Below are 25,883 nucleotides of genomic sequence, written 5' to 3'. Positions count from 1 at the left end.
CGTGGGGGAAACGCTGTGTGGATTTCTCGAACAGGCCTAGGCGGAGGGGGCCTGGTGCCGCTCGGCCAGGAGCTTGCGTACGATCTCCCGGTTCAGCCGGGCGTGCCTGCGCGCGTGCTCGGCGGCCAGGTCGGGGGAGCCGGAGGCGATCGCCTCGAACCAGGCGGAGTGCTCCTCGAACAGGTCGTGCGGGTCGCCGGTCTGGCGCAGCAGCCAGTGCAGACGTCCCTGGAGGGGTTCGAGCACGGTCTGCAGGAGGACGTTGTGGGACAGCTTCAGGATCTCGTCGTGGAAGGCCTCGTTGGCCTCGCCGAGGGCCACCCGGTCTCCGGCGTCGAGGGCCTTGCGGCCCCTGGCCAGGGCGTTGCGGACCCGCCGCAGCTCGGCCTTGGTCGCCCGGGTCGCCGCCTGCTGGCTGGCCAGGACCTCAAGGGCCTCCCTGACGTCGAACAGCTCCTCGACGTCCTGCTCGGACAGCTCGACGACGACCGCGCCCCTGCGGGGGACCGTCCTGACGAACCCCTCGGTCTCCAGCGCCCGGATGGCCTCGCGCACCGGAAGCCTGGAGACGCCGAGCTGGGCCGCGATCTCGGTCTCGACGAGCCGGGTGCCCGCGGGGTAGACGTCGTCGATGATCCGCTGGCGCAGCTCGTCGCGGACGCGGTCCCTGAGCGGCTTGTAGTCGGCGTCGATGTCGAAAGAACCCGGCGCGTCCGGCTGCCTGCTCACAGGGTCGTCTCCCCGGTGTTCGGTCTCGGCCCGGGACCGTCGCCGACGGGCGCCGGACGATCGGTCTCCTCGAAAGGATAACGCCGCCGGAAGTCGTCGGCCGCCGCGTCGAAGGTGGTGAACTCGACCCCGGGAAGGCCGAGCCAGTCGTCGAAGAGCCGTTCCAGCATCATCAGCACCTGGGGCCGTCCGGAGACGTCGGGGTGGAGCGTCATGGGGAACACCGCGTAGTCCAGCTCACGGTAGACCCAGTCGAACTGGTCGCGCCACAGCTGCTCGACGTCGCGGGGGCTGACGAAGCCGTGGCTGTTGGCGGACTTCTTGACGAACATCATCGGCGGCAGATCGTCGACGTACCAGTTGCCGCAGAACTCGACGAGGTCCACCTCGGTGCCGTGTTTGAGGGGTTTCATCCAGTCGGCGGCCCGTCCGGTGTAGTCGATCTTCGTCCACTCGTCGCCGACCCGGGCGTAGAAGGGGTGGAAGTCGTTGTAGTTCTGCGAGTGGTCGTAGGAGAAGCCGAACTCCTTGAGCAGGCCCGCGGTGTTGGGGCTCATCTCCCACCAGGGGGCGACGTAGCCGCGCGGGGGCCGTCCCCACAGGCGTTCGACCAGCTCGACGCAGCGGCCGAGCACGTCCCGCTCCTGGTCGGGGGTCATGTCGATGGGGTTCTCGTGGGAGTAGCCGTGCGCCCCGATCTCGTGCCCCGCCTCGGCGACGGCCGCCATCTCGGTGGGGAAGGTCTCGATGGAGTGGCCCGGGATGAACCAGGTCGTCCGCAGGCCGTACCGCTCGAAGAGCTGGAGCAGGCGTGGGGTGCCGACCTCACCGGCGAACACGCCGCGCTGGATGTCGTTGGGGGAGTCCTCGCCGCCGTAGGAGCCGAGCCAGCCGGCGACCGCGTCGACGTCGACTCCCACGAGGATCTTTATGTCCTTGGCCATGCTTTTCCTCATCTCTGGGCGGCGAGCAGCTCGCCGTACCCGGTGATCGGAGTGGTGTCCCCGGCCAGGACGAGGGCCCGCCACAGGGTCGCCGCGACGCTGTCCACCACCGGGACGCCGTACCCGGCCTCCCAGCGGGTGGCCAGGTGCGCGGCGCGCACGTTGGTGCACACCACCGCGACCGCGTCGCAGCCCGCGGCGGCGAGCCCGTCGAAGGCCGCGTCGAGCTCGGCGTCGCCGATCAGCGCGAAGTCGTAGTTGGTGGTGCGGCCGAGGTGGCGGGCCGCCCGCACGGGAAGGCCCTGCTCGGCGTAGTTCACGGCGATGGCCTCCCCGACGTCCGGTGTGTACGGCGTGAGCAGGCCGGGACGTTCGGACCCGAAGGCCCGCAGCGCCGTGAGCATGGCCAGGGTCGAGGTGGTCGCGGGGACGCCGGCGACCTCCTCCATGGCGCGGCACAGGCGTTCGTCACGGCCGGGGCCGAGCCACGAGCCCGAGGTGCCGTTCCAGGCGACAACGTCCACGCGGGCGTCACCGAGGAGTCTGGCGGCGTCGGTGAAGGTGTCCTGGTCGAACTGGCGGGTGTCGGCCGGATCGAGGCTGATGCTCGTCACCCTGATCCGGGTGAAGTGGACCGAGACGTCGTTCCTCGCGGCCAGCAGGGCGCCGGTGACGGGTTCGACGACGGTGTTGGAAGACGGGGCGATCATGCCTATCCGCCGGGCGGCCGGCTGCACTGTGCCTCCGCTCAGAGGGGTCGATTAGGGATACGGTATACAGAATCCTAAGAAGTGGTCCGTAGGAAAACAAGTCGTTGACACTGGTATAGGTCGCGCTTAATCTCCATATACCGCTAACCGGATACCCACTGTAACGGCGCTCTGACGGGCCACCCCGGCCGTCGGACCAGCGAGGATTCCCGCTCCGGCGGGCATCGAACACGTCTGCCCATAGCTCCGGATCATGGCCACGTCGACGCCGCCGGAGGGACCAGGGCGCGTTCCACTCAGTGCCCAGGAGACCGTCGTGTCACCTACCGTCCGCGCACCCCAGTCAACGGCTTCGGACCGCCATCCGGTAGACGAAGTCCTGCCCATCCCCCAGTTGTTCTTCTTCGGCCTGCAGCACATGTTGATCATGTACGCGGGCTGCGTGGCCGTCCCGCTCGTGCTCGGAGCGGTGCTCAAACTCGACACCCACACCATCGCGCTGATCGTCAACGCCGACCTTCTGGTGGCCGGAATCGCGACCATCATCCAGAGCGTCGGCCTGACCCGCTTCTTCGGCATCCGGATGCCGGTGGTCGCGGGGGCCTCGTTCACCTTCCTCACCCCGATGATCCTGATCGGCTCCGAGTACGGCCTGCCGACCATGTACGGCTCGATGATCGCCGCCGGCGTCTTCGGCATCCTGGTCGCCAGACCGTTCTCCAAGGTGCTGCGGTACTTCCCGTCCCTGGTCACCGGCTGTGTGATCACGATCATCGGGTTGTCGCTGATCAAGGTGAGCGCGGACCTCATCATCGGCTCCGACCCGGCCGCGGCGGACTACGCGAGCGTGCGGTACATCCTGCTGGCCTTCGGCGTCGTGGCGATCATCGTCCTGGTGAACCGGGTCTTCGGCGGGTTCGTCCGCAACGTCTCCGTGCTCTTCGGACTCGCCATCGGCGCGGTGATCTCCTGGTTCATGGGCCTGGCGGACTTCTCCTCCGTCGCCGGGGCCAAGTGGTTCGGCTTCTCCACCCCGCTGCAGTTCGGCGCGCCGGAGTTCCGGATCGTTCCAATCATCGCGATGTGCGTGGCCATGCTGGTCGTCTTCAGTGAGATGACCGCCTGCGTCCTGGCCATCGGGGACGCCGTCGGCAAGAAGGTCACCGACAGGGACATGGCCAGGGGCCTGGCCACCGACGGCCTGTCCTCCCTGCTGGCCGGGTTCATGAACTCCGTGCCGGACTCCACCTTCGGCCAGAACGTGGGCCTGATCAGCCTCACCAAGGTCAAGAGCCGCTACGTCATCACGGTCACCGGAATCCTGCTGGTGATCATGGGAGCCATTCCCAAGCTCGGCGAACTCGTCGCCAGCCTGCCCGGACCCGTGATCGGCGGCGCCGGCCTGGTGATGTTCGCGATGACGGCGGCCGTGGGCATCCAGATGCTCCAGAAGGTCGAGTACGAGGGCAACCAGAACCTGCTCATCGTCGCCGTGGCACTCGGCGTCGGCATGCTGCCGGTCGTGGTGCCCACGATCTACCAGAAGTTCAGCCAGGACACCCAGTTCATCCTCGGCAGCGCGATCACGGCCACCGTGTTGGTGGCGCTGCTGCTCAACCTGCTCTTCAACCACCTGTTCGTCCGCGGGGAGACCCGCAGGGAAGAACCACCCGCCGAGGCACCCGAACTCGCCGAAGCCCAGGAGGGCACGGCCTGAGTCCCACGCCCCGGCGTCAGCACACACGTACCTAAGGAGCACCACGTCATGGGTCAGGCGCCCGTCTCAGCGAACCTCCGGCGAATCCTCAAGGTCATCGAGGACGGCTCCCACGACATGGCCACCGGGTGGAACCTCCCCCGGGAGTGCTACGTCGATCCGGAGTTCTACGCCTTCGAGCAGGAGGCCATCTTCATGCGGCAGTGGCTGTGCCTCGGCCGCGTCGACGAGATCCCGAAGCCCGGCGACTTCGTCCGCGTCGACATGGGCGACGAGCCCCTGATGATGGTCCGTGGCAAGGACATGGAGATCCGGGTCCTCAGCCCCATCTGCGCGCACCGGGCCCACCTGGTGTGCGAGGGGTCGGGGAACACCGGCAGGCTCTTCCGCTGTCCCTTCCACGCCTGGACCTACGGGCTGGACGGCAACCTCATCGCGGCGCCCTCCATGAACGACACCGTCGGCCTCAAGAACCTCAAGGGAGAGGCCTACCTCCCCTCGCACCGGGTCGAGATCTGGAACGGCTTCGTCTTCACCAATCTCGACCCGAACGCGAAACCCCTCGCGCCCACCCTCACCAAACTGACCGCCGAGCTGGAGAACTACCACATCGGCGACATGGTGAGCATGCCGGTGGCCGAACTGCGCGACAACCCCTGGAACTGGAAGTCCCAGCTGGAGAACGGCATCGAGCCGTACCACAGCGCCTATCTCCACGGCATGCTGCACGACTTCGCGCACGTCAGGCTGACCAGCTTCGTGGAGATCAGCCCCGACGAGGGCGCGATCTACCATCCGACCGGCTTCTACCACGCCGACGCCGGATTCAACCCGACCACCAAGGCGCTGCTGCCGATCATCCCGACCCTCGGCGAGAAGGAGCGCAACCAGGTCATCTTCGCCTCGATCCCCCCGAATCTCGGCTTCGGGGCGGTGCCGGAGGGCCTGTTCTACTACCTCGTCCTGCCCGCGGGACCCGAGCACATGAACCTGCGCATCGGCCACCTCTACCCGGAGGAGTCCACCAAGCACCCGCGGTTCGAACAGCTCTACAAGATCGCCCAGGACGGCCTCGTCCTCTTCCACCAGCAGGACGCCAGCTCGGACGCCTCCCTGCAGAAGGGCATGCGCTCCCGGTTCCGCCGTCCCGGCCGCTACTCCTTCCAGGAGGAGTCGCTCCTGCAGTTCAACCAGTGGCTGCTGAAGCGCTACCAGGACTACGTGGACCTGGTCGAAGGCGCCCCCGAACCCTCGGCCACCCGCTGAACTCCCGAGTGAGGAAACACCGTGAAAATCTCTGTCGACCGCACCCTGTGCGACGGTAACGGCGTGTGCATGGGCATCGCCCCCGAGGTCTTCGACATCGACGACGACCTGAACCTGCACATCGTGGACGAGATCCCCGACGACCCGGCCGTCCAGGCCCAGGTCCGGCAGTCGGTCACCTCCTGCCCGGTCCTCGCCCTGTCCCTGGAGGAGTGATCGACCGTGGTGGGCGACACGTCACAGACCATCGTGGTGGCCGGCGGCTCCCTCGCCGGTCACACCGTGGTCACCGAACTCGAACGGCGCGGCTTCACCGGGCGGATCGTCTGGGTACGGGGCCAGGAGGGCACGGCCCCCTACTCCCGGCCCGCGCTGTCCAAGGAACTCATCCAGGGCAAGGTCACCGCGGAGACGATCCGGCTGCCCGTGCAACGGCCGTACGGCCCGCGAACGCGGATCATGGACGGCGCGGTCTGCGCGCGGCTCGACCCGCACGCCGACCGGGTCCTCGTCACCCGGGCCTCCAAGGAGGAGTGGATCTCCTTCGACGCCCTGTTCGTCTGCACCGGGACCAACGCCAGGGTGCCCAGGACGTTCGCCGGCCTGCCCGGCGTGCACAGCCTGCGCACCCTCGCCGACGCCGAACGGATCAAGGAACGGCTGGCCGTACGGCCCCGCACCGTGGTCGTCGGCGCGGGCCTGGTCGGCAGCGAGATGGCCGCCTCCCTGCGCTCCTGCGAACTGCCGGTCGAACTGATCGTGCAGGGACAACTGCCCATGGAGGCCGTCTTCGGCGCCGAACTCGGCCGGTTCTGCCTGGAACAGCACCACGCCAACGGCGTCACCACCCGCCTCGGCACGACCGTCACCGCCCTGTCGTCGGCCGGGCCGCGGGGGCCGGTCACGCTGACCTACGACGACGGGCGGGAGAGCACGGCCGACATGGTCGTCCTCGGGCTCGGCGCGGTGACCTCCTGCGACTGGCTGGACGGCTGCGGCCTCGACCTGTCCGACGGCCTCGGCTGTGACGAGACGCTGCGCACCGCGCGGCCCAACATCCTCGCCGCGGGGGACGTCGCCAACTGGCGCCACCCCCTGTTCGGGCACCGGATGCGGGTCGAGCACTGGAGCAACGCCTCGGCGCAGGCACGGCACGCCGTGGAGAGCTGGCTGGCCGGCCAGGAGGACAGGCGGCCGCCCGCCTTCGCGGACGTGCCCTACTTCTGGTCCGACCAGTACGGCCTCAAGTACCAGATGGTCGGCCACGCCCGTGGTCACGACGAGGTCCACGTCGAGGAGGCAGGGGCGGGCGGGTACCCGTTCGTGACCTACCTCCGCGAGGGCCGGATCGTCGCCGCGGCGGGCGTCAACGCGCCCCGCGCGGTGATGCGGATGAAGGCCCGCATCCAGGCCGAACTGGCCGAAGCCCCTTCAGCCGGGGGTTCGTCGGCCGGAGACCCTTCAGCCGGAGCACCTCCGGCCGGGGAAACGACGAGTGAGGAGGTGTACGCACGGTGAACGGCGAATCCACCGGTGACCGGGCGTTGCCCGAGGTGATCAGGGACAGCATGTGGTCGCTGCTGAGCGACCGCTACCGCACCAACCGCCGCGCCCCCCACACGCCGACCGAGGACGAGTACCTCCACGACCGTCCCTTCTGGCCCGCCTTCACCTTCGAGGAGGTACGGCACACGGTCGAGGACGGCAAGGACCGGATCCTGGTGATCTTCCACGACACCGACGTCCCCGAGGACACCCTCGGCTTCCGGATCGACCTGGACACGGCCATGGCCGAATGGTCCCGGCGGGTCGGCGGACGCGATCCACAGCGACACCCGGAGATGTTCGCCGCCGAACTGATCTGGTTCATGGTCTGCTTCATCGGCGTCGCCGACCTCGACGGAGAGGCCGGAACGCCCGAGGCGCCGCACTGGATCAACACCGGCTCCGAGATCTTCGGAAAGCTCAGGAACAACCCCAACATGGACACCTTCGAGTCCCATCACTGACGCCCTCGCCGGGCGTAGGAAAGGCCAGGAGTCACCCATGGCAGTTGTCGAGATCGAAAGGCCTCGCGACGGCGTCGCGATCATCCGGCTCAACCGGCCGGAGGTGCGCAACGCGCTCAACACCGAGGTACGTGAACTGCTCGCCGCGGCCGTCGAGGAGCTCAACAAGGACGACGACGTCGGCGCCATCGTCCTGACCGGCGGCGACACCGTCTTCGCCGTCGGCGCCGACCTGGGCGAACAGGCCGGACGCGACGTGGTCGGCGCGATCCGCGCCTACACCCACCAGGCGTTCTGGTACAGCGGCAAGCCGGTGATCGCCGCCGTGAACGGCGACGCCTTCGGCGGCGGCAACGAGTTCATCCTCCAGTGCGACTTCGTCATCGCCGCGGAGAACGCGCGCTTCGCCCAGACCGAGGTCACCATCGGCCTGGTCCCCGGCGGTGGCGCCACCCAGCGCCTGCCCAGGGCCATCGGACGGCAGAACGCGATGTACGCCCTGCTCACCGGCGCCCCGATGAGCGCCGACGACGCCCACCGGCTCGGCTACGTCTCCGAGGTGGTCGCCGGAAACGCCATCGACCGGGCCGTGGAACTGGCCGCCCTGATCGCCTCCCGCCCCAGACTGGCCGTACGGCAGATCAAGGAGGTCGTCCGTCTCGGCCTGGACACCTCCTTCGAGGCGGGAATAGCCCTGGAACGCCGCGGCTACCAACTGATGTTCGGCACCCAGGACCTGAGGGAGGGCTTCGCCTCCATCCAGGAGGGCAGAACCCCAAAATTCACCGGCGACTGACCCCAGCCGGTCGCTTCGGTACGGCCTTCCAGATCCGAGCCGGCCTGGATCACCTGCGCCGAGGCCTCAGAAACCTCGGCCTCAGGAGAGGATGGAACGCGCAGGAGCCAGGCTGAGCAGGCCACAGCCGTACGCCTTGGCACGCCCGACACCGTTGACCAGCGCGGCGGTGAAGGCATCGAGATCGGTGACCACCAGATGACCGTCGTAACGGACGGGATCGATGATGATGCGCTGCGCCTTCTGCTTCTTCCCGACCAGCCTGGGAGCGGGGGTGGGAACCACGTCGGGCGTGCCCTGGCGGCTCACGGGAACGACGAACCCGTGCCGCCGTGTCGATCGGCCGCCTCGCGGGTTCGGCGGTCGGCGAGGCCGTTGTTTCAGCAGGCGCGGCGGGAGTGGGAGCGGTAGACGAACGTGTCGTCCTGGTCCGTGGTGAGGTCGCTGACGATGTGGTGATCGGGCGAGAGGGAGCAGGCCGGGTCGGTACGGCCCGCGTCGCCGGTCAGGGCGAACGCCTGGCAGCGGCAGCCTCCGAAATCCCGGTGCCTGAGGGGGCAGCCGGAGCACGGTTCGGACATCCAGGAGGTGCCGCGGTAGGCGTTGAACGCCTCCGACTCCCACCAGATCCACTCCAGGCTGTGCTCGCGCACGTTGGGCGGCCGTAGGGGGAGGGAGTAGGCGGCTGGACACGGCAGCGCGCGCCCATCCGGTGCGACGGTCAGGGAGAGCGTCCCCCAGCCGCCCATGCAGGGTTTGGCGGTGCCGTCGAAGTAGTCGGGAACCACCCAGATCAGCTCAAGGTCACTGCGGCGGCGCCATCGCTCCACCTTCTCCCTCGCCGTGGCGAGCTGGGCTCGTGTGGGCATCAGGGCGCGCCGGTTGACCAGGCCCCAGCCGTAGAACTGGACGTTGGCCAGCTCGACGCGCTGCGCCCCCCAGGCGATGCCCAGCTCCACGATCTGGTCGATGGCGTCCAGATTGTGCCGGTGCAGCACGACGTTGAGGCCCAGCGGCAGACCGGCCTCCACGATCAGCGTCGCCGCCCGACGCTTTTCCGCGAAGGACGGGCGGCCGGCGACGCGGTCGGAGGCCGCCGCGTCGGCGGCCTGCGTGGACAGCTGGACACCGCGCACCCCGGCCCGCACGAGTTCGGCCAGCCGCTCCCGGGTGAGGCCGACACCGCTGGTGACGAGCTGGGTGTAGACACCCGCCGAGGCCGCCGCCGCGGCGATCTCGGCCAGGTCGCCACGGAGCAGTGGTTCCCCTCCGGACAGGTGGGCGTGGACCACGCCCAGCGCGGCGGCCTCGTCGAAGACCCGGACCCAGGTGGCGGTGTCCAGCTCCGCCGACCTCGTCACCAGGGAGGTGGGGTTGGAGCAGTACGGGCAGCGCAGCGGGCAGCCGTGGGTCACCTCGGCCAGCATGGCCCATGGCCCGTTCACCGGATCCATCCCTGGGCGCGTACGTCCCGGAGGAACTCCGTGACGTCGGCGAAGACCTCGCGGGGGAATCGCGCGGCGATCTCCTCGACGGTGTTGTGCCCGTCGCACAGCCCTACGATGGCGGCCGCCTCGGCGTTGAGCACCACGATCCGTTCGGGCACGATCAGCAGGTCCGCCTGCCGTACCGGGCAGTGTCGTAGCAGCGCACCCGGGCTCAGCGACGGACGCCAGGTCATCGGTAGGCCCGCTCGACCGCGTTCAGAAGCGTCCACAGCACCTCGCACTTGTATTCCAGCGCTCTGATCGCCGTCTGCCGTTCGGTGGGGCCGCGGGCCCAGGACAACACCAGAGGCAGCGCCTGTTCGCCGTCCTCGCGCCCCTGGTCGATGCGGACCTGGAAGTACCGCAACCCGTCGGAGTCGATCCACGGGTAGTGCTTCTCGAACGCGGCGATCCGGGTCCTCATCAGGTCCGGGGCGAGGAGCTCTGTGAGGGAGGCCGCCACGGCCTCCAGCGCGCTGCCGTGCCGGCAGAGGTTCACGTATCCGTCCACGGCCAGCCGGACCCCCGGCAGGACCGCCCGGCCGGACCACATCTCCTCCCGGCCGCACCCGGCCGCCTCGCCCAGGCGGAGCCAGCGCTCAAGGCCGCCCTCCCCGTCGGAGGCGCCGTCCTGGTCGACGATGCGGCGGATCCACAGGCGGCGCAGGTCGGGGTGGTCCAGCTTGGCCAGGATGAGCGCGTCCTTGATCGGCAGGTGCCGTTGGTAGTGGAAACGGTTGAGTATCCACCCGCGCAACTCCCGCCGGGACAGCAGCCCCGTGTGCATGCGCTGGTTGAAGGGGTGCAGGTCGTGGTAGCGGCTCCTGACCACGGCCCGTAACTCGACCTCGAAGTCCCGCACAGCTCGATCACCGTTCCCTCGGCGGTCACCTCGACGCCCGGCCGGTCCGCGGGCGACGGCTTATCGGTCGGCCAGGAAGTAGGCCGACACCTCCATGGACGCCTCGATGACGCGGTAGGAGGGTCTGTGCCAGGTGGCTTGCCCGTCGTGGTCGTGTGCCGGTTCCCGGCGAACCTCCGCGGGCTCGTTCCGCTCGTTCATGATCTCCTCCTTGTCGTGTTCCGGCCGACGTCCGTGAGGTCACGGCCCGGCGCCGGTCAGGGCTGGTACGGCACCGCCAGGATCGCGCCGGGGTCGGCCAGGTGAGTGGTGGGCGCTCCGCGCCGGTCCCTGGTCACCCCGGCGGAGTCGACGGCGATGTAGAGGGTTCCGCCATCGGGGCTGATGGCCGTGTCGCGGTAGCGATTGATGGTCCGATACCTTTTGTCCTTGGTCGTGCCCTTGTCCGAGACCCGGTGGACGATGCCTTCCTTGAGCATGGCGACCACCAGGTCGTCGCCCGCGACCTCCACGCTTGAGGGCGCCAGGGTGGGCCAGCACATGTAGGCGAGTTTCTCCTCGGTGCACGGCGGGGTGAGGCCGAAGTCGTGGCCGTTCCTGACGGTTGTGCCGTACGTCGTCAGCGGGCCTTGGGCGGCCTGGGTGAAGGCGCTCTCCTTGGTCTGCGGCACCTGCGGAGGGATCTTGTTGGGGTCGTAGGGCAGCTTGGCGCAGTCGGGCGCCTTGGCCCAGTCACCGTAGACGTAAGCCTGGTCGTCCTTGTATCCGGCGATGTAGGGCCAGCCGTAGTTCTTTCCCGCCTTGATCTCGTTGAGTTCGTCGTCGGTGCTCGGCCCCTGGTCGGCCACGAACAGCCGTCCGCCCTTGAAGACCATCCCGTCGGGATTACGGAAGCCGTAGGCGTAGACGTGACTGCGCACCCCGTCGATCACGGGGTTGTCGCCGGGGATCGAGCCGTCGGGCGTCATCCGCAGCACTTTGCCCTGGTAGGCCGTCCAGTTCCGGCCGGCGACCTGATCACTGGTGGGCAGGGTCTGCGCGTGGTTGGGCAGGCAGTGACGCGTGTCGTAGTTGTTGCCCTGGTCGCCGATCGTGTAGTAGAGCATGCCGTCCGGTCCGTACCGCAGGCGGGCGGACTGGTGATCGATGCTGGATGGAAGCCCGGTGAGGATGTCACGGGCGCCGGTCAGTCTGCCGTCGGCCCAGGTGTAGCGGGTGAGCTTGGTGTTGTTCCCGTCCTTGCCCTTGTAGGTGTAGGACAGGTACACGTAGTCGGTGCCCTTCCCCTTACCGAAGTCGGGGTGCAAGGCCAGCCCGAGCAGTCCGTCCTTGCTCGTCGGGGTGTGGACCGCCTGGCCGGACAGGTCCAGTACGGTGCTCACCGCGCCGGTGTTCGGTTTGACCCGCTTGACCTTCAGCCCGCTCTTCTCCGTGAGCCACAGGTGCCCGTCGGGGCCCATGACCAGCTCGTACGGATCCTTCAGGCCCGTGGCGACGATCTTCGCCTCGGGCGTGGGAGCGGTCCCGGAGCCGGGTGCCGCCGGGCCGGTCAGCACGGACGCCGCGGTCGCCGCCACGGCGAAAACCTGCAGCTTTCTTTCCATGCGGGCCATGGTGCCCACGGTAGGCATAAACCAACGCATAAGTGGATATTGCGGACAGTTTTTGAGCCGTGTTTACCGCACGCATGGGGGCGCCGGTGAGGGGATTTCCCCGAAGCATCACCCGGGCGCGTCGCCGGAGAAACGCCGAAGCGCCACGCGGAGGTGGCGCTTCGGGGGAAGGAGGGTCAGTCGGAGGTGACGACGGACCGCCAGGACGGGGGCATGTTCTTGGACACCTCTATGCCGGAGAAGATCGAGGGCTCCTGGGGGCCGTGCTTCTTGGCCCAGGCGGCCATCTGGGTGAGGCCTTCCGACAGGGGGACGGAGCCGGCGCCGACGCCGAGGATCTCGCGGGCCCTGTCGTGCGAGGAGAAGGCGTGCACGACCTCGTGCCTGGCCTCGACGTGCCGCACGCGCGCCTCGACACCCATCGCCGCGGCGACCGCCTCGGCCAGCTCGTTGACGGTGTACGGCGTGTCGCCCCCGATGTTGAAGGTCTGCCCGTAGGCCCGGGGGTTCTCGATCGAACGGGCGATGGGCGGCGCCACGTCGTCGATGTGGCTGAAGGCCCTGGTCTGCTCGCCGTCGCCGAAGATGACGCACTCCTCGCCGCGCAGGATCTGGTTCATGAAGATGCCGATGACGTTGCGGTAGCGGTCGCCGATGTTCTGCCGCTCGCCGTACACGTTGTGCGGGCGGAAGATGATGTACGGCAGGCCGAACATCTCGTGGCTGACCTTCAGTTCCTGCTCGACGGCGTACTTGGCGATGCCGTACGGGTCGACCGGGGAGGGGATCAGGTCCTCGGTCATCGGCGGTTCGGCGTGGCCGTACACGGCGATGGAGGAGGTGAAGACGAAGCAGCGGACGTTGCCGGAGTTGACGGCCGCGTTGATGAGGTTGACGCTGCCGACCACGTTGTTGGTGTAGTTGTAGCGCTTGATGAAGTGGCTGAGTCCCTCGGCGGCGTAGGCCGCCAGGTGGAACACGTGGTCGAACCTCCACTCGGCGAACAGGGCGTCGACCACGCCCGGGTCGCAGATGTCGCCCTGGTGGAAGTGGGCACCGGCCGGGACGTTCCCGGCGGTCCCGCCGGACAGGTCGTCGAGCACCACGACCCGGTGACCGGCGCGGAGCAGGTCGGCCGCTACGTGGGAGCCGATGAACCCGGCACCCCCGGTGACGAGCGAGGTGTAGGTCATGGGACTACTTCCTTTCACCGATGAGGATGTGAGACGCGGGCTTGTCCAGGGTGCGCAGCCAGCGCAGGATCACCAGGGCGTGGACGAGTTCGCCGAAGGCCAGCACGGTCACCGCGCCGAGCGCGCCCGCCCACGGCACGATCGAGAAGGCCAGCGCCCCGACCGCGACCAGCGAGACGGCCGCCCCCGCCGAGGTCGCGGCCAGGGCCCCGGCGCTGGCGTTCTCCATCACGTAGTTGGCGCTGCCGACCGCGAAGATGACCGGCACGCACGCCGCGTAGACGATGACGACCCCGGCCCCGCCGTACGGCCGCAGCACCGCCAGCGCCAGCGCCAGTACGGCCGGCACGTACACCACCCCGGCCAGCACCAGCAGCCGCAGCCAGCGCGACAGCCGGTCGTAGGTCGCGGTCAGGTCGCGCTGGTTCAGGGAGCGTGAGACGTCGGGCTGCAGGACGCGCAGCAGGTAGGAGAAGGCGTTCAGCAACAGGGCCGAGGCGACGGAGGCCATGTAGAGGCCGGTGCTCTCGGCCCGCGCGCCGGTCACCGAGAGCGCCACGAACAGCAGGCTCATCGACAGGCCGCCGACCAGGTCGGGGATCGCCATCAGCAGTGACGTCCGCATCGCGGCCCGCACGAGCGTAGGGCGCCGCAGCCCGTCGAACCGGGGCCGCAGCATGACCAGCAGCACCACGTTGACCGTGGCCATCGTGGCCACGGTCAACGTCAGGAACGTCACCGGGGAGACCTTGAGGACGACCACCACGACCGTCCAGCAGGCCAGCGCCACGCAGAGCGTCAGATGGGCGGCCACGTCCCGTTTCGGCTTGCCGAGGGCCCTGGACAGGCCGACCATCACCTGGGTGAGGCCGACGCAGATCGCGTACAGCCCGGCCAGCCCGGCGGTCGCCCAGTGGCCGGAGTGACCGAGGGCGACCGTGGTCGCCAGCACGGTGAGCGCCACGGTCAGCAGCAGCGCGCAGAGTGTGACGAAGACGCCGACCAGCAGTGAGGCGACGGTCGGCCGCAGCCTCGGGATCAGCTTCAGCGCGCACTTCTCGATGCCGATCGAGGCCAGGGGAGCCAGGAACATCATGCTGCCCATGGCCTGGGCGTAGTCCGCGTACCCGTTCGCCCCCCAGGCGGCCAGCAACGCCAGATTGGACAGCAGCACGGTGCCCCGGAACGCCGCCCGTCCGCCGAGCAGCATCACCAGGGCCCGTGTCTTCGGAGTCCCCGGCAGCCTCATGTGAGGGGGGCGGCGTAGTCGGAGGTGACGAACCTTCCCTTTCCCCCGACGGTGATCCGTACGGTCTCCGCGGGCACGACCTCAAGCGGGAACTCCCCTCCGGCCAGGGTGAACAGCTTCTGCCGTACGGTCGTGTACACCTCCTCGCCCGCCTCGTCCGCCGGGACCACGTGCACCCGCACCAGGCCCGTCGCGTCCTGGTGCACGAAGCACTCGCTGACCCCGGGATGGGTGGCGGCCAGGTGCAGGAACGCGTCCGGGTAGAGCTTCTCCCCCGAGGGGAGCGTGACGTAGTCGTTGCTCCGCCCCGTGGTCAGCCGCAGGGTGCGGAAACGACGCCCGCAGGGGCAGCGCTCCGGGGAGATGAACCCGATGTCGCCCAGCCTGTAGCGGACCAGCGGCATGGCCCGTTCGAGGAAGGCCGTCACGACGACGTTGCCCGGCTCCCCGTCGGGCAGCACGGCGCCGTCGTCGCCCACGATCTCGCAGTACACCCGGTCCTCACCCAGGTGGGCGCGGCCGTGACGGCAGTCGTAGGTGACGTTGAGCACCTCGAACGCCGAGTACTCGTCGAAGACCGGGGCGCCGAACTGCTCCTGGAACAGCTTCCGGTGTTCGGGCAGCAGCAGTTCGGACTCGGTCATGACGATCCGCAGCGTACGGCGCAGCTGTGCCATCTCCTCCGGGGTGAGTGCCCGCAGCAGCGCCCGCAGGTGGACCGGGTAGCCGATCAGCACCTTGGGCCGGTTGGCCAGCAGTTCCGCCTTGATCTCCCGCATCGGCCGGTTGGAGAGGATCACGTGCCTGCGGAACAGGTTGAACCTCTCGAACATGCGGGCCGGCGGCGCGAACGGGCGGATGTGGCTGAGCCGGTCGGTCGGCAGGTAGCGGCCGGTCGCCAGGAACCGGCGCACGCAGGCGGCCATGTGGTAGTCGTGGCTGTCCTGGTCGTGCACGATCCTGACCCGGCGCCCGGTGCTCCCGCTGGTCTGGAAGGACAGGCAGTCGTCCAGGTCGACGCCGTCGGCGAGCATGCGTTCGAGCGGCTCGTCGCGGAGCGCCTGCTTGTCCAGCACCGGAAGGCGTGCCAGGTCGGCCAGGCTCCGCAGCGGCCCTCCGGCGTAGCGGGGGTCGTCGCGGTAGTAGGGCACCCGGGTACGGGCCACGTCGAGTATCCGGTTGAGCCCGTTGAGCTGACGGCGGCGCAGCCCGGCCGCGCCGCCGTACTGCCGGGCGATGGTGAGCGGTATGTATGCCGCCTCCCGGACCAGCATCGTTACGCGCTCTCCGACCGCGTCCCGCGCGGCCTGACCCGGTTGGCCAGCGCGTCCCACCAGCGCTGGGGGCTGAAGAACACCAGCAGCGCCAGGATGACGTGCACGATGATGAAGGCGTAGGCCTCGTTCCTGGTCGGCGGGTGGCCGATGAACACGGTCATGTGCGAGGCCCAGTCCCACACGGCGGGGATGGTGGCGTAGGCCGGGTCGGTGTGGTCGTTGACCGTGAGGAAGGCGAAGTCCTCAAGGCCGGACAGCATCAGCAGCAGCATGCCGTAGGCGAGCCTGCGGGTGAGGGCCGCGGTGCCGCCGCCGAGCCGGTTGGCCAGCGTGATCGTCAGGATGATCAGCGGGGTCAGCGTGAGCACGTGGTAGTACAGCGCGTAGAAGGACTCCCTGGTCCCGGTCTCCACACCGCCGTAGAAGAAGATCTTCGGCACGAAGTAGAGGAAGAACACCAGAAACGCCACCGGCAGCGTGATCAGCGGAAGCTTGAGCCGCTTGGCCCACTCCACGTCGAGCCTGGCCAGTGCCTCGGTGGCGAAGACGAACGGCAGCAGCTTCACCAGGAACAGCCCGAGTGACTTCACCTCCCGGTCGTGCGGCAGGCCGAACCAGACGAAGGCGGCGGCGGCGACGGCCAGCGCGACGAATATCAGGAAGCCGAGGGGCTTGCGGGGGAGCATCGTTGACCTCTCGTGTCAGGCTCGATCTCGAATCGGAGGGTGCGCAGAGCCCGGTCGACGGCCTCGTCGAGCGCCTCGCGCGTGTCGGCCACCATCACCAGGTAGCCAAGTTTGTGTCCCGCCTGCGTGTAGGCGTTCACGTGGTCGCCGGGTGCCTTGAACACCTGCACCTCGACGACCTCGGGCATCCGCCGCAGGGCGTCGAGTCCCTCGACGGCGGTGAGCGTCCCGTCGGTCTCGGCCGCCAGGATCCGCAGCGTCGCCGTACGGTGCTCGGTGACGTCGATCGTCAGCGGCTCGCCGAGGGCCAGCCGGATGGCGGCCTCGACGGTGTTCAGCCCGAAGGCGTGCCTGACCATCAGCGGCATGCCGTTGCCGCCGAGCCTGGCGCCCATCTCGATGAGGTGGATGTCGCCGGTCGGGGTGAGCACGAAGTCGAGGTTGACCGGCCCCTGCCGGTGCCCGACCTCGGCGCAGATCGCGACGACCGCCTCGCGCAGCCGCGTGTGGACGTCCTCGTCGAGGTCGGCCGGGACGGTGTGCGCCACGCTGATCATCGCGGGCGGCCCGGTGATGACCCGGTCGGTCACCGCCATGAACGCCAGCTCGCCCCCGGCGAGGAAGCACTCGACGGCGCCGTGCCTGCCCTCGATCAGCTCCTCCAGGATCACCTGCCGGGAGAAGGAGTACTTGCGGGCGTGCTCGATCGCCCCCGGCAGGTCGGCGGGGTCGTCGAGGACGGTGATCCCCTTGCTGCCGGAGGAGTCGGCGGGCTTGACGATCAGCGGGTAGCCCAGTTCGGCCGCCGCCGCCATGAGGCTGTCCACGTCGTCGTGCTGGACGTGCCGGTAGGTGGGCAGCCCGACCCGGGCGACCACCTCACGGAAGAAGCCCTTGTCGACCGAGCAGCGCAGCGCGTCCGGCGCGACCTGGTGCGCGGTCCGGTAGATGCGGCTCAGCTCGGCGACCGACTCCTGGGCGGCGTCGCTGGCGGGGGAGATGACGGCCGCGACCTCGATCGGCCCCAGGGCGCGGGCGATGCCCTCGGGGTCCCTGCTGGTCATGCAGAGGAAGTGGTCGGCCTCGGCGGCGCCGAGCGCGTCGGGGCGCTGGTCGACGCCGATCACCCGGTAGCCGAGCCTGCGGCCCTCCCGGTACGCGGGGATCTGGTCCTCGCCCCCGCCGAGCACGATGAGGTTTCTCAACTGGCGTCCTCCCAGACCTCTGGTTCCCTGAAGTGACCGCTGACGTCGGGTGTCTCGTAGCCGTAGAGGGCTTCCTGCGCGCGGATCGGGATGTTGGCCTCCCGGATCTGGTAGCGGGGCACGCCGATGGCCTGCACCCGCATCACCCGCACGAGGTAACGCGCGATCACCATCAGCAGGGCGAGGGTGACCAGTACGGCCGTCAGCCCGGCCAGTTCGACCGCGACGGCCCCGAGCCCCCCGGCGAGTGCCAGCGCGAGCACCGCCGTACCGATGGCCATCACCGCCGCGGACAGGCCGATCAGCCAGGTCAGCGGCCGGAACGAGAACCCGAAGAACAGTTCGACGGCGTGCGAGAACAGCTTGCGCAGATTCCACTTGCCCTGGCCGTCGAGGCGGGGCTGGTGCGCGGTGGGCAACGTGGTGTAGCGGGCGCCGAGCAACGGCGCGGTGGCGATGAAGTACGGCGTGGACAGCCTGCTGTCCACCACCTTGTGCGCCACGCTCGTGCGGACGATCCGGAACACCGACGCCCCCTGGGGCAGCTCGATGCCCAGCCACTTCCTGGCGATCGTCTGGTGAGCCCAGGTGCCGAGCCGCCGGTGCCACGGGTCCTGCCGGTTCTCACGTACGGCGAAGACCACGTCGTACCCTTCGAGCGCCTTGTCCACCAGACGGTGCATCTCGTGCGGCGGCGACTGCAGGTCGGCGTCGAACTGGACCGTCCACGGTTTCGAGGCGTACTTGAACCCCGCGGAGAAGGCCGCCTCAAGACCGAAGTTCCTGGCGAAGGAGATGTACTTCACCTGGGGGTCCTCGGCGGCGAACCCCTTGATCGCCTCAAGCGTGCCGTCGGTGCTGCCGTCGTCGACGAACAGCAGCTCGACGTCGTCGTACCTCGACAGTTCGGCCCGGATCTCCCGGTAGGCACGATCGACGCAGGCGATCTCGTTGTAGCAGGGGACCATCGCGGTGATGCCGGGGGGCGGGACACGGCCCGCCCCCCGCTTCACCCGTGTGTCCATCGAACGCACGGAGTCGGCCATCGGTCAGTCGAACATCGCGTGCATGGTCTCGTGGGTGGCTTCCTTCTTGCTGTCGGACTCACTGCCCCAGCAGGTGTTGAGGATGATGCGGGTCTTGTCCGCGTTCAGCGGGATGGTGCGGTGCAACGTGGTGTCGGACCGCAGGAAGTACAGGTCGCCGGTGACGTGTCCCCAGGTCCTGATCGGGTGGGCCTGGAGGTACTCCTCGACGCGCGGGTCCTGCTTGTTCCAGTCGGTGTGCGGGACACACTGGAGCTGGCCGCCGTACTTGGCCTCCGGGGCCTCGATGATCCAGATCACGGTGAAGCTGAAGTCACCCCAGTGCCAGCCGTGTGTGTCACCCTGCTTGTGCTGGCGGATGGCGATGTACTTCTCCTCCTCCCACGGGCACTGCAGAACCGGCTGGGCCGCGATCCTGGACAGGAAGCCCATCAGCGCCTGCGACTCGTAGACGGCGGGGATGAGCTCGCTGTCCTTGGCGATGGCCTGCTGGCTGATCGTGCTCATGTAACGGGGGGAGTTACCCGTCTCGGCGAGCTGGATGTCGATCCGCTTCTCGTGCAGGTCGAGCAGGCGGTGGACCTCCGTGCTGACCTCCTGGAACAGGTCCTTGGAGACCAGCTCGGGCAGCTTCACGTAGCCCTCACGGCGGAAGTGCTGCGAGAGTTTACGCACGGCGTGCTCGTCGGTGTAGGTGGTCTCCAGGTGCTCGGCGAGACGCTGGTCAATCGTTTCCTTCAGCGACATCTGACATCCGACCTTTCTGTGGTAACGGTCCGCCCTCCGCTGAGGCAGGACCCCCGGAAGGCACACGTTCTCCGGTGGGAGTGAGCACCTTCACAAGCTTGATCTTTCCGTTGGCTTCTGGAGTGATCCGATGTGTGCGCCGTACGGTGACGTCCAGGCCGGGCGCTCTGCGCCGGACCTCCCGCTCGATGTCGGCTGTCACGTCGTCGGGCGCGTCCCCGGACAGGATCACCAGCACCTCGACCGCCCCCGGTCGCGGCTGGAGTATCTGCAGCCGGACGACCTGGGAGAAGTCCTGGATGACGGTGGAGATGAAGTCGCCGTAGTAACGCCTGCCGTCGGCGGCGACGATGCGGTCCTGACTGCGGCCGACGACCTCCCGCACGATCGGGGTGGTCGCGACCCCGCAGGGGCAGTCGTTGGGGGAGATCCGCACCCGGTCACCGAGCCGGTAGCGGATCAGCGGCATCGCCTCGCTGCGCAGCCTGGTCACCAGGATCTCCCCGACGCCGTCCTCGACGGAGACGGTCCCGTCGTCGTGCTCGACCTCGACGACCAGGTCGGAGGTGCGCAGGTGCATGCTGCCCGCCGGGCAGGTACGGGCGATCGTGAAGACCTCGACCGAGGCGTACACCTCCCGGTGGGAGGCGCCGAAGTAGTCGAGAATGTGGGCGCGGGCGGTCGGGGTGAGCCGCTCCCCGCCGAACAGCACGGTCCTGACGCCCTCGTGGGTGATACCGCGCCGCTTCAGCTCGTCCACGATGCTGGCGATGACGTTGGGGAAGCCGATCAGGAAGGTCGGCCTGGCCGCGAGGAACGCCTCGACCTGCTCGTCCAGCGGCCGGTCGGTGCGAATGTGGTGGTTGCGCAGGATGCCGAACCGCTCCAGCGGGTGCCGCAGGAACGACATGACCCGGAAGTAGGCGATGCGGTCGGTCGGACGCAGCCCGTTGGCCAGCATGTCCTGCAGGTAGGTCGCCCGCAGGTACCCCAGGTCGCGTTCCGAGTTGCGGACCGTGATCGGGATGCCGGAGGAACCGCTGGTCGTGGCGGCCCGGGTGTTCTCCGTGGTGAAACCGGCCGCGAGCATGTCCCGCGCGGGGGCGTCGTGCAGGGTGATCCGGTCGAGCGTCGGCAGGCCGGCCAGGTCGTGGGCGGTGCGCACCCCCTCGACCTGGGCGGCGGTGAGCGTCCTGCGGTAGTGCGGGACGTCGGCGTGGGCGTGCCGTACCAGCTCGCGCAGCAGCCGGGACTGGATCCGCAGCTGCTCGGCGTGGGGCAGGCGCTCCTGCCTGCGGATCATGGCCAGGTTGTAGGCGACGGGCGCGAGACTGATCGTCGAGCGCAGCCTGCTCATCGCGGCCCCCCGTCCAGGGTCGGCGTGCCGTGCTCGGCGCAGCGGCCGACGGTGAGGTGGGTGGTGCCGGGCAGGGCGATGTTCGCCAGCGTCGGCCTGCGCCGCCGCGTCATCGTGAACAGCGGCCCCGACCCACCGGTCCGCGCGTGGACCCGCCGCCAGTTCAGGTGCGTACGGCCACAGCCCCGGTGCCGTGCGCCCAGGTAGCCGAGCCGTTCGTCGTGCACGACCTCGGTGACCCCTGCGGTCGCACCGTCCTCGGCGAGCTCGGCGGGGGAGCGGCGCAGGAAGACCCGGGCCCCGGCCGTCCCGCCGTCCAGTTCGGTGAGCTGCGCGGCGTCGGCGAGCAGCCCGGGATCACGGGCCTCCCGCAGCGCCCGCAACTGCCCCTGCCGGAGCTCCGGGTCGGCGACCTCGGCGGACGCGCTGAGCACGACGTGGTAGCGCCCCCCGCCGGGACCGATCCGCTCCCAGTCCAGCAGGGACGTCCGTACCTCGAACAGCGGCAGGTCACGCCGGTGGGCGCCGGTCAGTTCGAGCGCCTCGAACAGCTCGGCGGGCTCCCCGACCCACAGCGGCTCCTCCCGCCGCCGCACGTACGGCGCGTCCAGCGGATACAGCCGGTCGAGCACCGTGTCGAGCCGCGTCACCGGCGTCGCCTCGGGCTCGTCGAGCCGCGCGCCCGCCACGGCCCACATCTCCCGGTAGTACGGCACGGCCGCGAACGCCCGCGCCACCGTCTCCCGGCACCCCCGCTCCCAGGCCCTTTCCGAGAACCCCCGAGTCCACATGTCAGCAGAAGGTGTTCTGGTCGTGCAGGAGCAGCCACCGGCCCTCGACCAGCGTGAAGTACAGCGTCAGGTAGTACTCCTTCTGGTACGGCTTGCCCTCGGGGTCCAGGTCGTCGTAGACCACGGAGAGCAGCGCGAACGCCGACTCACCCGCCGTCGAGATGCGGACGGTCTCGGTCCGCAGCGACCAGTCGGGGTCGCCGAACCACGAGGTGTGGAACTCGGCGACGGCGTCCCTACCCCGCAGGAACGTCCCGTTCGGCAGGATCACCGTCGCGTCCGGGTGCACGGTCTCCAGGTATCCGTCCAGGTCACGGGAGCGGATCGCCGTCAGGTGCGCGTCAAGCGCCTGGGGGAACTCCATGGTCTTCCTCTCTGAAACGCTCTGGGTCACCAGGCGGCGATCACCAGGGACTGGGGGACGAGCTCGCTGCCGAACCGCTGTTTCAGCTCGGCCATGCCCTTGCCGAACTCGCAGCCCTCACGGCCGTGCGAGATCATGTAGTCGATCTCCCGCAGGTACAGGTCGAAGTAGAGGTCGCGCCGTCCGCCGTCCCGCACGTCGAGCGAGCCGTTCACCGTGGTGACCAGCCGCCTGCCGTCGTCGAAGGTCAGGTCGAAGGACAGCAGCCGGTCCCCGTCGAGGTGCCCGAAGTAACGCACCCCCTCCTCCCCGCCGAGCGCCTCGAAGTAGCGCACGGGCAGGGGCGGGGCGTACGGGCTGTGCTTGCGCACGGTGGCGCAGGCCAGCGCGCTGGCCCGTGCGGCGTCGATGCCGCAGGTTCCCCGCAGCACCCGGGTCCGTTCGGACGCCTCGGTGTGGATCCGCAGCAGCCTGCGCCGCCGGTCACGCGGCAGGTCGGCGAAGTAGTCGTCCAGGCTCGCCCAGCGGTTGCGCAGCAACGTGTTGGGCGCCGTGGTGATCCTGGGCCGGAACCGGCGGCCGAACACGGGCATCGTCTCGGCGGTGACCTGCCGGTACAGCACGCCCAGGCAGCGCCTGCCCAACCTGCGGCGCACCGCCTTCTCGAACGCGGCCGCCGCCTCGGCCCGCTCCGCGACGGACAGGTCGGCGGCGAAGGCGAACCCGCCGGTGAACCCGACCGGCAGGTGGCAGTCGAACCACCCGACCGGCGGCATGGAGCCGGGCTCGGCGTACCCGCGCCGCCGTGACGGCCCGCCGGCCGAGCCGGTGAACAGGCAGACCACCTGGCCGCCCTGCCGTACAACGCCCAGGTAGACCGGGCTGGTCGAGCACCAGGCGATCGCGGTGAGCGCCCGTACCTGCCAGGCCGCGATCAGACCCTCCTGCTTGCGGAAGATCTCCCAGTCGGCGGGCACCGGCTCGGTCGTGGGGTCGATGATCTCAGCGCGCACCGGGATCACCTGGCCTGAGCCTGCCCAGCACCCGCTCACGCAGCGGGCGCTCGGCACGGTCACGGTAGGCGTGGACGGCGGCGACGATCGCGTCCCGGCCGAACGTCCTGTCGAGCCGCCGCAGCGGCGGACCGGACTCGGTGCCGAACAACGTCAGGTAGAGGTCCCGGTAGGAGGCGCGGTCCCAGCGTTCCGGCAGCGCGTCCCCGGCCAGGAGCGGGCCGGGTTCGGCGTCGGAGACCTCGTCGATCCAGCACCGCCCGTACCCGGCCAGCCAGGCCAGGGCGTGCCCGACCCGCTCGGCGACCTCCGGGGTCCCCCCGGTCAGGGCGACGACCCGCTCGGCGTCGTAGCTGTGCGAGTGCAGCAGCCCGAGTACGGCCCGCATCCGGGGCAGTGGGGCGGTGTCGCCGTCCCCGTCGATGAGCTCGTGGAGCGCGACGGCCTTCGGGTCGCCCTCGCGCACCTCGGCCAGGAACCGGTCGTAGGCGTCGTAGGCGCCCAGGAAGGAGGCCCGGTCGAGACCGAGCCGCATGTCGGACAGGCAGTTCGGCCTGCCGTACAGGAACAGGACGAGCCGGGGCGGCATCACCCGCAGCAGGTCGCCGACCGTCATGCCGCCGCCCCGGGAGCCGGAGACCTTGCCCCGGTCGCCGAACTGGCGGACGAGGCCGTACGGCACGATCACCGGCTGGTGCGCGCGCAGGTAACCGCGGTAGATCGGCTGGGTGCGGTCCATCGTGCTGCCCGCGCTGCAGTGGTCCTGACCTGCGGGTTCGCAGTCGATGCGCTCGTGGGTCACCCGCAGCGTCCAGTCCAGCGCCCAGGAGGGCTTGACCAGTTCGACGCGCCTGGTGGTGGCGAGCGCGCCGCAGGACTCGCAGGCGTACCGCACCCGGTCGTGGCCGAGCCGCAGGTTACGGGTGCTGCCCCGGCCGCACTGCTCGCAGTAGACCGTGAACAGGTGCTCGGGGGCTTGGTCCAGCAGCTTGGCGAGCTTCCTGGCACCGCGCAGGTAGCGGCGCTGCAGGGGCACGTAGGTGCCGGACAGGTAACGTTCGTACTGGTAGTGGGTCTGCCAGGGAGAACCGGCCGGGGTACGGCCGTCGGCGTCGGCCTCGGCGGGACAGATGCCCATCCGCTTCAGCTCGTCGATGTAGCGACGGCAGATCCGCCTGCTGCGCTCGGTCACCGCGCCCAGCGGACGCGTCCCGTACCCGGCCAGTTCGGACTGGGCCGCGGCCTGGGCCGGCCGCACCGGGTCGTAGTCGTCGAAGCTGAGCAGGATCGACGACCTGCGCCCGAGCCGTTCAAGCGCGCGGTGCACCAGGTAGGCGCAGGCGGTGTCGCGGAAGTTGCCGACGTGGAACCAGCCCGTCGGCGACATGCTGGTCTGGATCACCACCCGCCGCTCGGGGCCGTGCCGGTCGATCAGGCGTCGCGCGTAGTGGTAGGCCCAGTGCGGCTGGGTGTGATCCTGCTGGAACAGGTCGGCGTAGCCGGTCCTCGTGGTGCTCATGCCTTCGTCCTAGGAGACCGCTCCGGCCAGGTTCTCGACGCTCCACAGCCGCGGATGCTCCTGGAACCAGGCGATGGTCTGCCGCAGCCCCTGCTCGACCGGCGTCCTCGGCGCCCAGCCGAGACGGGTCGTGGCGAGCGTGATGTCGGGACGGCGGATCTCGGGGTCGTCCTGCGGCCGGGGCACGAACGTGACCCGCGAGGCGGTGCCGGTGAGCTCCCTGATCCACTCGGCGAGGTCGAGCATGGAGATCTCGTGCGGGTTGCCGATGTTGACCGGGCCGGGCATGTCCGAGTTGAGCACCCGGAAGACTCCCTCGACCAGATCGTCCACGTAGCAGATCGACCTGGTCTGGCTGCCGTCCCCGGCGACCGTGATCGGCTCGCCGAGCAGCGCCTGCCTGACGAACGTCGGGATCGCGCGGCCGTCGAAGGGCCGCATCCTCGGACCGAACGTGTTGAAGATCCGCAGGATCGCGGTGTCCACACCGTGCGCCCTGTGGAAGGCCATGGTCATGGCCTCGGCGAAGCGCTTGGCCTCGTCGTAGACACCACGCGGGCCGACCGGGTTCACGTTGCCCCAGTAGGTCTCCGGCTGCGGGTGGACCTGCGGGTCGCCGTACGCCTCGGAGGTCGAGGCGAGGACGAACCGCGCGCCCTTCTCCCTGGCCAGTTCGAGGGCGTTGTACGTGCCGTTCGAGCCGACCCGCAGCGTGTCGATGGGGAGCCGGAGATAGTCGATGGGCGAGGCGGGGGAGGCGAAGTGGAGGACGGCGTCCACCCTTCCCACGACGGCCAGATGCTCGGAGACGTCCGCGCGTACCAGGCGGAAGTGTCCGTCGGTCATGAGGTGTTCGACGTTGGCGACGGCCCCGGTGAGGAAGTTGTCAATGCAGATGACCTGGTACCCCTCGGCCAGAAATCGCTCGCAAAGATGCGAGCCGAGAAATCCGGCACCTCCGGTAATGGCCACGACGGGCCTTATCATGAGATCTTCTGACTTTCCTCTGTGGCCCCGAAGACGGTTATGGGAAACACCTTGACATTCCTTATTCGCATGTTTTCTGGGTGCGGAAAACTAATTCTGCGCAACCGAAGACGCCGCTGGGTGATGAACGCTTCGTTGAGGGACGGTTAAGAGCGCTCTTGACGTTCCGGAGAGTATTCCGACGGCGGTGTCACCGTCAACACCTTCGTCGCCGAAAGCTGTAAACAAGGTGATATATGCATATATGTCGGACATCTCGGGTGCGGCGGGCGGGCTTTCGCCCGCTGGACGGGGCGCCGAAAAATGGCCTCTGACC

28 protein-coding genes are annotated in these 25,883 nt (G+C 69.2%); 6 read left to right on the top strand and 22 right to left on the bottom strand.

The genetic code is table 11. The features are described 5' to 3' along the window. Positions 1-36 precede the first annotated feature (36 nt). The 3 genes from ACIBVQ_RS24555 to ACIBVQ_RS24545 are packed head-to-tail and all read right to left on the bottom strand — an operon-like array spanning position 37 to position 2,383. On the bottom strand, positions 37-729 hold the full coding sequence (locus ACIBVQ_RS24555; protein WP_352014387.1) for a GntR family transcriptional regulator: 693 nt from the start codon (positions 727-729) through the stop codon (positions 37-39). Continuing rightward, positions 726-1,673, bottom strand: coding sequence for a polysaccharide deacetylase (locus ACIBVQ_RS24550; RefSeq protein WP_399180176.1), 948 nt, complete (start codon positions 1,671-1,673; stop codon positions 726-728). The genes ACIBVQ_RS24555 and ACIBVQ_RS24550 overlap by 4 nt, the downstream gene beginning before the upstream one ends. Positions 1,674-1,681: 8 nt before the next feature. Beyond that, a complete protein-coding gene (locus ACIBVQ_RS24545) occupies positions 1,682-2,383 on the bottom strand; it encodes an aspartate/glutamate racemase family protein (RefSeq protein ID WP_399180174.1) in 702 nt (233 codons plus the stop codon). 316 nt (positions 2,384-2,699) lie between these two features. Here ACIBVQ_RS24545 and ACIBVQ_RS24540 point away from each other — a divergent pair, with 316 nt between their 5' ends. From ACIBVQ_RS24540 to ACIBVQ_RS24515, 6 genes are read left to right on the top strand one after another with little or no spacing between them, the layout of a single operon-like run. Next, complete coding sequence (locus tag ACIBVQ_RS24540; RefSeq protein WP_399180172.1) at positions 2,700-4,100, top strand: nucleobase:cation symporter-2 family protein; 1,401 nt, start codon at positions 2,700-2,702, stop codon at positions 4,098-4,100. 48 nt (positions 4,101-4,148) lie between these two features. Further along, positions 4,149-5,366 (top strand): aromatic ring-hydroxylating dioxygenase subunit alpha, encoded by a 1,218-nt coding sequence (locus tag ACIBVQ_RS24535; RefSeq protein ID WP_352014383.1) that lies wholly within the window; start codon positions 4,149-4,151, stop codon positions 5,364-5,366. A 21-nt stretch (positions 5,367-5,387) separates the two neighbouring features. Then, a complete protein-coding gene (locus tag ACIBVQ_RS24530) occupies positions 5,388-5,582 on the top strand; it encodes a ferredoxin (RefSeq protein ID WP_352014382.1) in 195 nt (64 codons plus the stop codon). Positions 5,583-5,591: 9 nt separating this feature from the next. Beyond that, the gene (locus ACIBVQ_RS24525) at positions 5,592-6,884 is read left to right on the top strand and encodes an NAD(P)/FAD-dependent oxidoreductase (RefSeq protein WP_399180170.1); all 1,293 of its coding nucleotides are present in this window, start codon (positions 5,592-5,594) and stop codon (positions 6,882-6,884) included. After that, positions 6,881-7,375, top strand: coding sequence for a hypothetical protein (locus ACIBVQ_RS24520; protein WP_362778446.1), 495 nt, complete (start codon positions 6,881-6,883; stop codon positions 7,373-7,375). Before ACIBVQ_RS24525 ends, ACIBVQ_RS24520 begins: the two co-directional genes overlap by 4 nt. A 37-nt stretch (positions 7,376-7,412) precedes the next feature. Next, positions 7,413-8,171 (top strand): enoyl-CoA hydratase-related protein, encoded by a 759-nt coding sequence (locus tag ACIBVQ_RS24515; RefSeq protein ID WP_352014379.1) that lies wholly within the window; start codon positions 7,413-7,415, stop codon positions 8,169-8,171. 81 nt (positions 8,172-8,252) lie between these two features. Here the strand turns inward: ACIBVQ_RS24515 and cas6e are convergent, their stop codons facing one another. From cas6e to ACIBVQ_RS24420, 19 genes are all read right to left on the bottom strand, one after another. After that, entirely contained in the window at positions 8,253-8,555 is a 303-nt protein-coding gene (cas6e, locus tag ACIBVQ_RS24510) for a type I-E CRISPR-associated protein Cas6/Cse3/CasE (protein WP_399180390.1), read from the bottom strand. Beyond that, positions 8,552-9,625 (bottom strand): pyrroloquinoline quinone biosynthesis protein PqqE, encoded by a 1,074-nt coding sequence (gene pqqE, locus ACIBVQ_RS24505; protein WP_399180168.1) that lies wholly within the window; start codon positions 9,623-9,625, stop codon positions 8,552-8,554. The genes cas6e and pqqE overlap by 4 nt, the downstream gene beginning before the upstream one ends. Continuing rightward, positions 9,613-9,852, bottom strand: coding sequence for a pyrroloquinoline quinone biosynthesis peptide chaperone PqqD (pqqD, locus tag ACIBVQ_RS24500; RefSeq protein ID WP_399180166.1), 240 nt, complete (start codon positions 9,850-9,852; stop codon positions 9,613-9,615). Before pqqD ends, pqqE begins: the two co-directional genes overlap by 13 nt. Beyond that, positions 9,849-10,520, bottom strand: coding sequence for a pyrroloquinoline-quinone synthase PqqC (gene pqqC, locus ACIBVQ_RS24495; RefSeq protein WP_399180164.1), 672 nt, complete (start codon positions 10,518-10,520; stop codon positions 9,849-9,851). The genes pqqD and pqqC overlap by 4 nt, the downstream gene beginning before the upstream one ends. Before the next feature lie 60 nt (positions 10,521-10,580). Continuing rightward, positions 10,581-10,721, bottom strand: a complete 141-nt coding sequence (gene pqqA / locus ACIBVQ_RS24490; RefSeq protein ID WP_352014368.1) for a pyrroloquinoline quinone precursor peptide PqqA — start codon at positions 10,719-10,721, stop codon at positions 10,581-10,583. 56 nt (positions 10,722-10,777) lie between these two features. Next, positions 10,778-12,124: a glucose/sorbosone family PQQ-dependent dehydrogenase gene (locus ACIBVQ_RS24485; RefSeq protein WP_399180162.1), complete on the bottom strand. Its 1,347-nt coding sequence runs from the start codon at positions 12,122-12,124 to the stop codon at positions 10,778-10,780. 185 nt (positions 12,125-12,309) lie between these two features. Next, the gene (locus ACIBVQ_RS24480) at positions 12,310-13,326 is read right to left on the bottom strand and encodes an NAD-dependent epimerase/dehydratase family protein (RefSeq protein ID WP_352014366.1); all 1,017 of its coding nucleotides are present in this window, start codon (positions 13,324-13,326) and stop codon (positions 12,310-12,312) included. A gap of 4 nt (positions 13,327-13,330) precedes the next feature. Next, entirely contained in the window at positions 13,331-14,575 is a 1,245-nt protein-coding gene (locus ACIBVQ_RS24475; protein ID WP_399180159.1) for a hypothetical protein, read from the bottom strand. Beyond that, the gene (locus tag ACIBVQ_RS24470) at positions 14,572-15,849 is read right to left on the bottom strand and encodes a phenylacetate--CoA ligase family protein (RefSeq protein WP_399180157.1); all 1,278 of its coding nucleotides are present in this window, start codon (positions 15,847-15,849) and stop codon (positions 14,572-14,574) included. Before ACIBVQ_RS24470 ends, ACIBVQ_RS24475 begins: the two co-directional genes overlap by 4 nt. 2 nt (positions 15,850-15,851) lie before the next feature. Then, positions 15,852-16,538, bottom strand: coding sequence for a hypothetical protein (locus ACIBVQ_RS24465; protein WP_352014363.1), 687 nt, complete (start codon positions 16,536-16,538; stop codon positions 15,852-15,854). Further along, positions 16,508-17,743, bottom strand: a complete 1,236-nt coding sequence (locus tag ACIBVQ_RS24460) for an ATP-grasp domain-containing protein (RefSeq protein ID WP_352014362.1) — start codon at positions 17,741-17,743, stop codon at positions 16,508-16,510. The genes ACIBVQ_RS24465 and ACIBVQ_RS24460 overlap by 31 nt, the downstream gene beginning before the upstream one ends. Continuing rightward, entirely contained in the window at positions 17,740-18,768 is a 1,029-nt protein-coding gene (locus tag ACIBVQ_RS24455) for a glycosyltransferase family 2 protein (RefSeq protein ID WP_362778411.1), read from the bottom strand. Before ACIBVQ_RS24455 ends, ACIBVQ_RS24460 begins: the two co-directional genes overlap by 4 nt. A gap of 24 nt (positions 18,769-18,792) precedes the next feature. Then, a complete protein-coding gene (locus tag ACIBVQ_RS24450) occupies positions 18,793-19,536 on the bottom strand; it encodes a hypothetical protein (protein WP_352014360.1) in 744 nt (247 codons plus the stop codon). Continuing rightward, positions 19,514-20,893 (bottom strand): phenylacetate--CoA ligase family protein, encoded by a 1,380-nt coding sequence (locus ACIBVQ_RS24445; RefSeq protein WP_399180154.1) that lies wholly within the window; start codon positions 20,891-20,893, stop codon positions 19,514-19,516. Before ACIBVQ_RS24445 ends, ACIBVQ_RS24450 begins: the two co-directional genes overlap by 23 nt. Then, positions 20,890-21,684: a hypothetical protein gene (locus ACIBVQ_RS24440; RefSeq protein WP_399180152.1), complete on the bottom strand. Its 795-nt coding sequence runs from the start codon at positions 21,682-21,684 to the stop codon at positions 20,890-20,892. Before ACIBVQ_RS24440 ends, ACIBVQ_RS24445 begins: the two co-directional genes overlap by 4 nt. A gap of 1 nt (position 21,685) precedes the next feature. Beyond that, complete coding sequence (locus ACIBVQ_RS24435) at positions 21,686-22,048, bottom strand: YybH family protein (protein ID WP_386191936.1); 363 nt, start codon at positions 22,046-22,048, stop codon at positions 21,686-21,688. 26 nt (positions 22,049-22,074) lie between these two features. Next, positions 22,075-23,061, bottom strand: coding sequence for a hypothetical protein (locus ACIBVQ_RS24430; RefSeq protein WP_399180150.1), 987 nt, complete (start codon positions 23,059-23,061; stop codon positions 22,075-22,077). Continuing rightward, positions 23,051-24,580 carry a hypothetical protein gene (locus tag ACIBVQ_RS24425; RefSeq protein WP_399180148.1) on the bottom strand — a complete coding sequence of 510 codons (1,530 nt, stop codon included), beginning with the start codon at positions 24,578-24,580 and terminating at the stop codon, positions 23,051-23,053. Before ACIBVQ_RS24425 ends, ACIBVQ_RS24430 begins: the two co-directional genes overlap by 11 nt. 9 nt (positions 24,581-24,589) lie before the next feature. Next, positions 24,590-25,567, bottom strand: coding sequence for a UDP-glucuronic acid decarboxylase family protein (locus ACIBVQ_RS24420; protein WP_399180146.1), 978 nt, complete (start codon positions 25,565-25,567; stop codon positions 24,590-24,592). Between the last annotated feature and the right edge of the window lie 316 nt (positions 25,568-25,883).

This window comes from Streptosporangium sp. NPDC049376 (assembly GCF_044466505.1).
GTDB lineage: Bacteria > Actinomycetota > Actinomycetes > Streptosporangiales > Streptosporangiaceae > Streptosporangium.
The sequence above is the reverse complement of the archived record's forward strand: the minus strand, read 5'-3'. Positions and strand labels throughout refer to the sequence as shown.

Coding starts and splice junctions, on each gene's coding strand:
- ACIBVQ_RS24450 (WP_352014360.1), bottom strand. CDS start 19,536: ATGTCGCTGAAGGAAACGATTGACCAGCGTCTCGCCGAGCACCTGGAG.
- ACIBVQ_RS24475 (WP_399180159.1), bottom strand. CDS start 14,575: ATGAGGCTGCCGGGGACTCCGAAGACACGGGCCCTGGTGATGCTGCTC.
- ACIBVQ_RS24515 (WP_352014379.1), top strand. CDS start 7,413: ATGGCAGTTGTCGAGATCGAAAGGCCTCGCGACGGCGTCGCGATCATC.
- ACIBVQ_RS24535 (WP_352014383.1), top strand. CDS start 4,149: ATGGGTCAGGCGCCCGTCTCAGCGAACCTCCGGCGAATCCTCAAGGTC.
- ACIBVQ_RS24470 (WP_399180157.1), bottom strand. CDS start 15,849: ATGCTGGTCCGGGAGGCGGCATACATACCGCTCACCATCGCCCGGCAG.
- ACIBVQ_RS24480 (WP_352014366.1), bottom strand. CDS start 13,326: ATGACCTACACCTCGCTCGTCACCGGGGGTGCCGGGTTCATCGGCTCC.
- ACIBVQ_RS24465 (WP_352014363.1), bottom strand. CDS start 16,538: ATGCTCCCCCGCAAGCCCCTCGGCTTCCTGATATTCGTCGCGCTGGCC.
- ACIBVQ_RS24455 (WP_362778411.1), bottom strand. CDS start 18,768: ATGGACACACGGGTGAAGCGGGGGGCGGGCCGTGTCCCGCCCCCCGGC.
- ACIBVQ_RS24550 (WP_399180176.1), bottom strand. CDS start 1,673: ATGGCCAAGGACATAAAGATCCTCGTGGGAGTCGACGTCGACGCGGTC.
- ACIBVQ_RS24435 (WP_386191936.1), bottom strand. CDS start 22,048: ATGGAGTTCCCCCAGGCGCTTGACGCGCACCTGACGGCGATCCGCTCC.
- ACIBVQ_RS24440 (WP_399180152.1), bottom strand. CDS start 21,684: ATGTGGACTCGGGGGTTCTCGGAAAGGGCCTGGGAGCGGGGGTGCCGG.
- ACIBVQ_RS24485 (WP_399180162.1), bottom strand. CDS start 12,124: ATGGAAAGAAAGCTGCAGGTTTTCGCCGTGGCGGCGACCGCGGCGTCC.
- pqqE (WP_399180168.1), bottom strand. CDS start 9,625: ATGGATCCGGTGAACGGGCCATGGGCCATGCTGGCCGAGGTGACCCAC.
- pqqD (WP_399180166.1), bottom strand. CDS start 9,852: ATGACCTGGCGTCCGTCGCTGAGCCCGGGTGCGCTGCTACGACACTGC.
- ACIBVQ_RS24425 (WP_399180148.1), bottom strand. CDS start 24,580: ATGAGCACCACGAGGACCGGCTACGCCGACCTGTTCCAGCAGGATCAC.
- pqqA (WP_352014368.1), bottom strand. CDS start 10,721: ATGAACGAGCGGAACGAGCCCGCGGAGGTTCGCCGGGAACCGGCACAC.
- ACIBVQ_RS24445 (WP_399180154.1), bottom strand. CDS start 20,893: ATGAGCAGGCTGCGCTCGACGATCAGTCTCGCGCCCGTCGCCTACAAC.
- ACIBVQ_RS24420 (WP_399180146.1), bottom strand. CDS start 25,567: ATGATAAGGCCCGTCGTGGCCATTACCGGAGGTGCCGGATTTCTCGGC.
- ACIBVQ_RS24545 (WP_399180174.1), bottom strand. CDS start 2,383: ATGATCGCCCCGTCTTCCAACACCGTCGTCGAACCCGTCACCGGCGCC.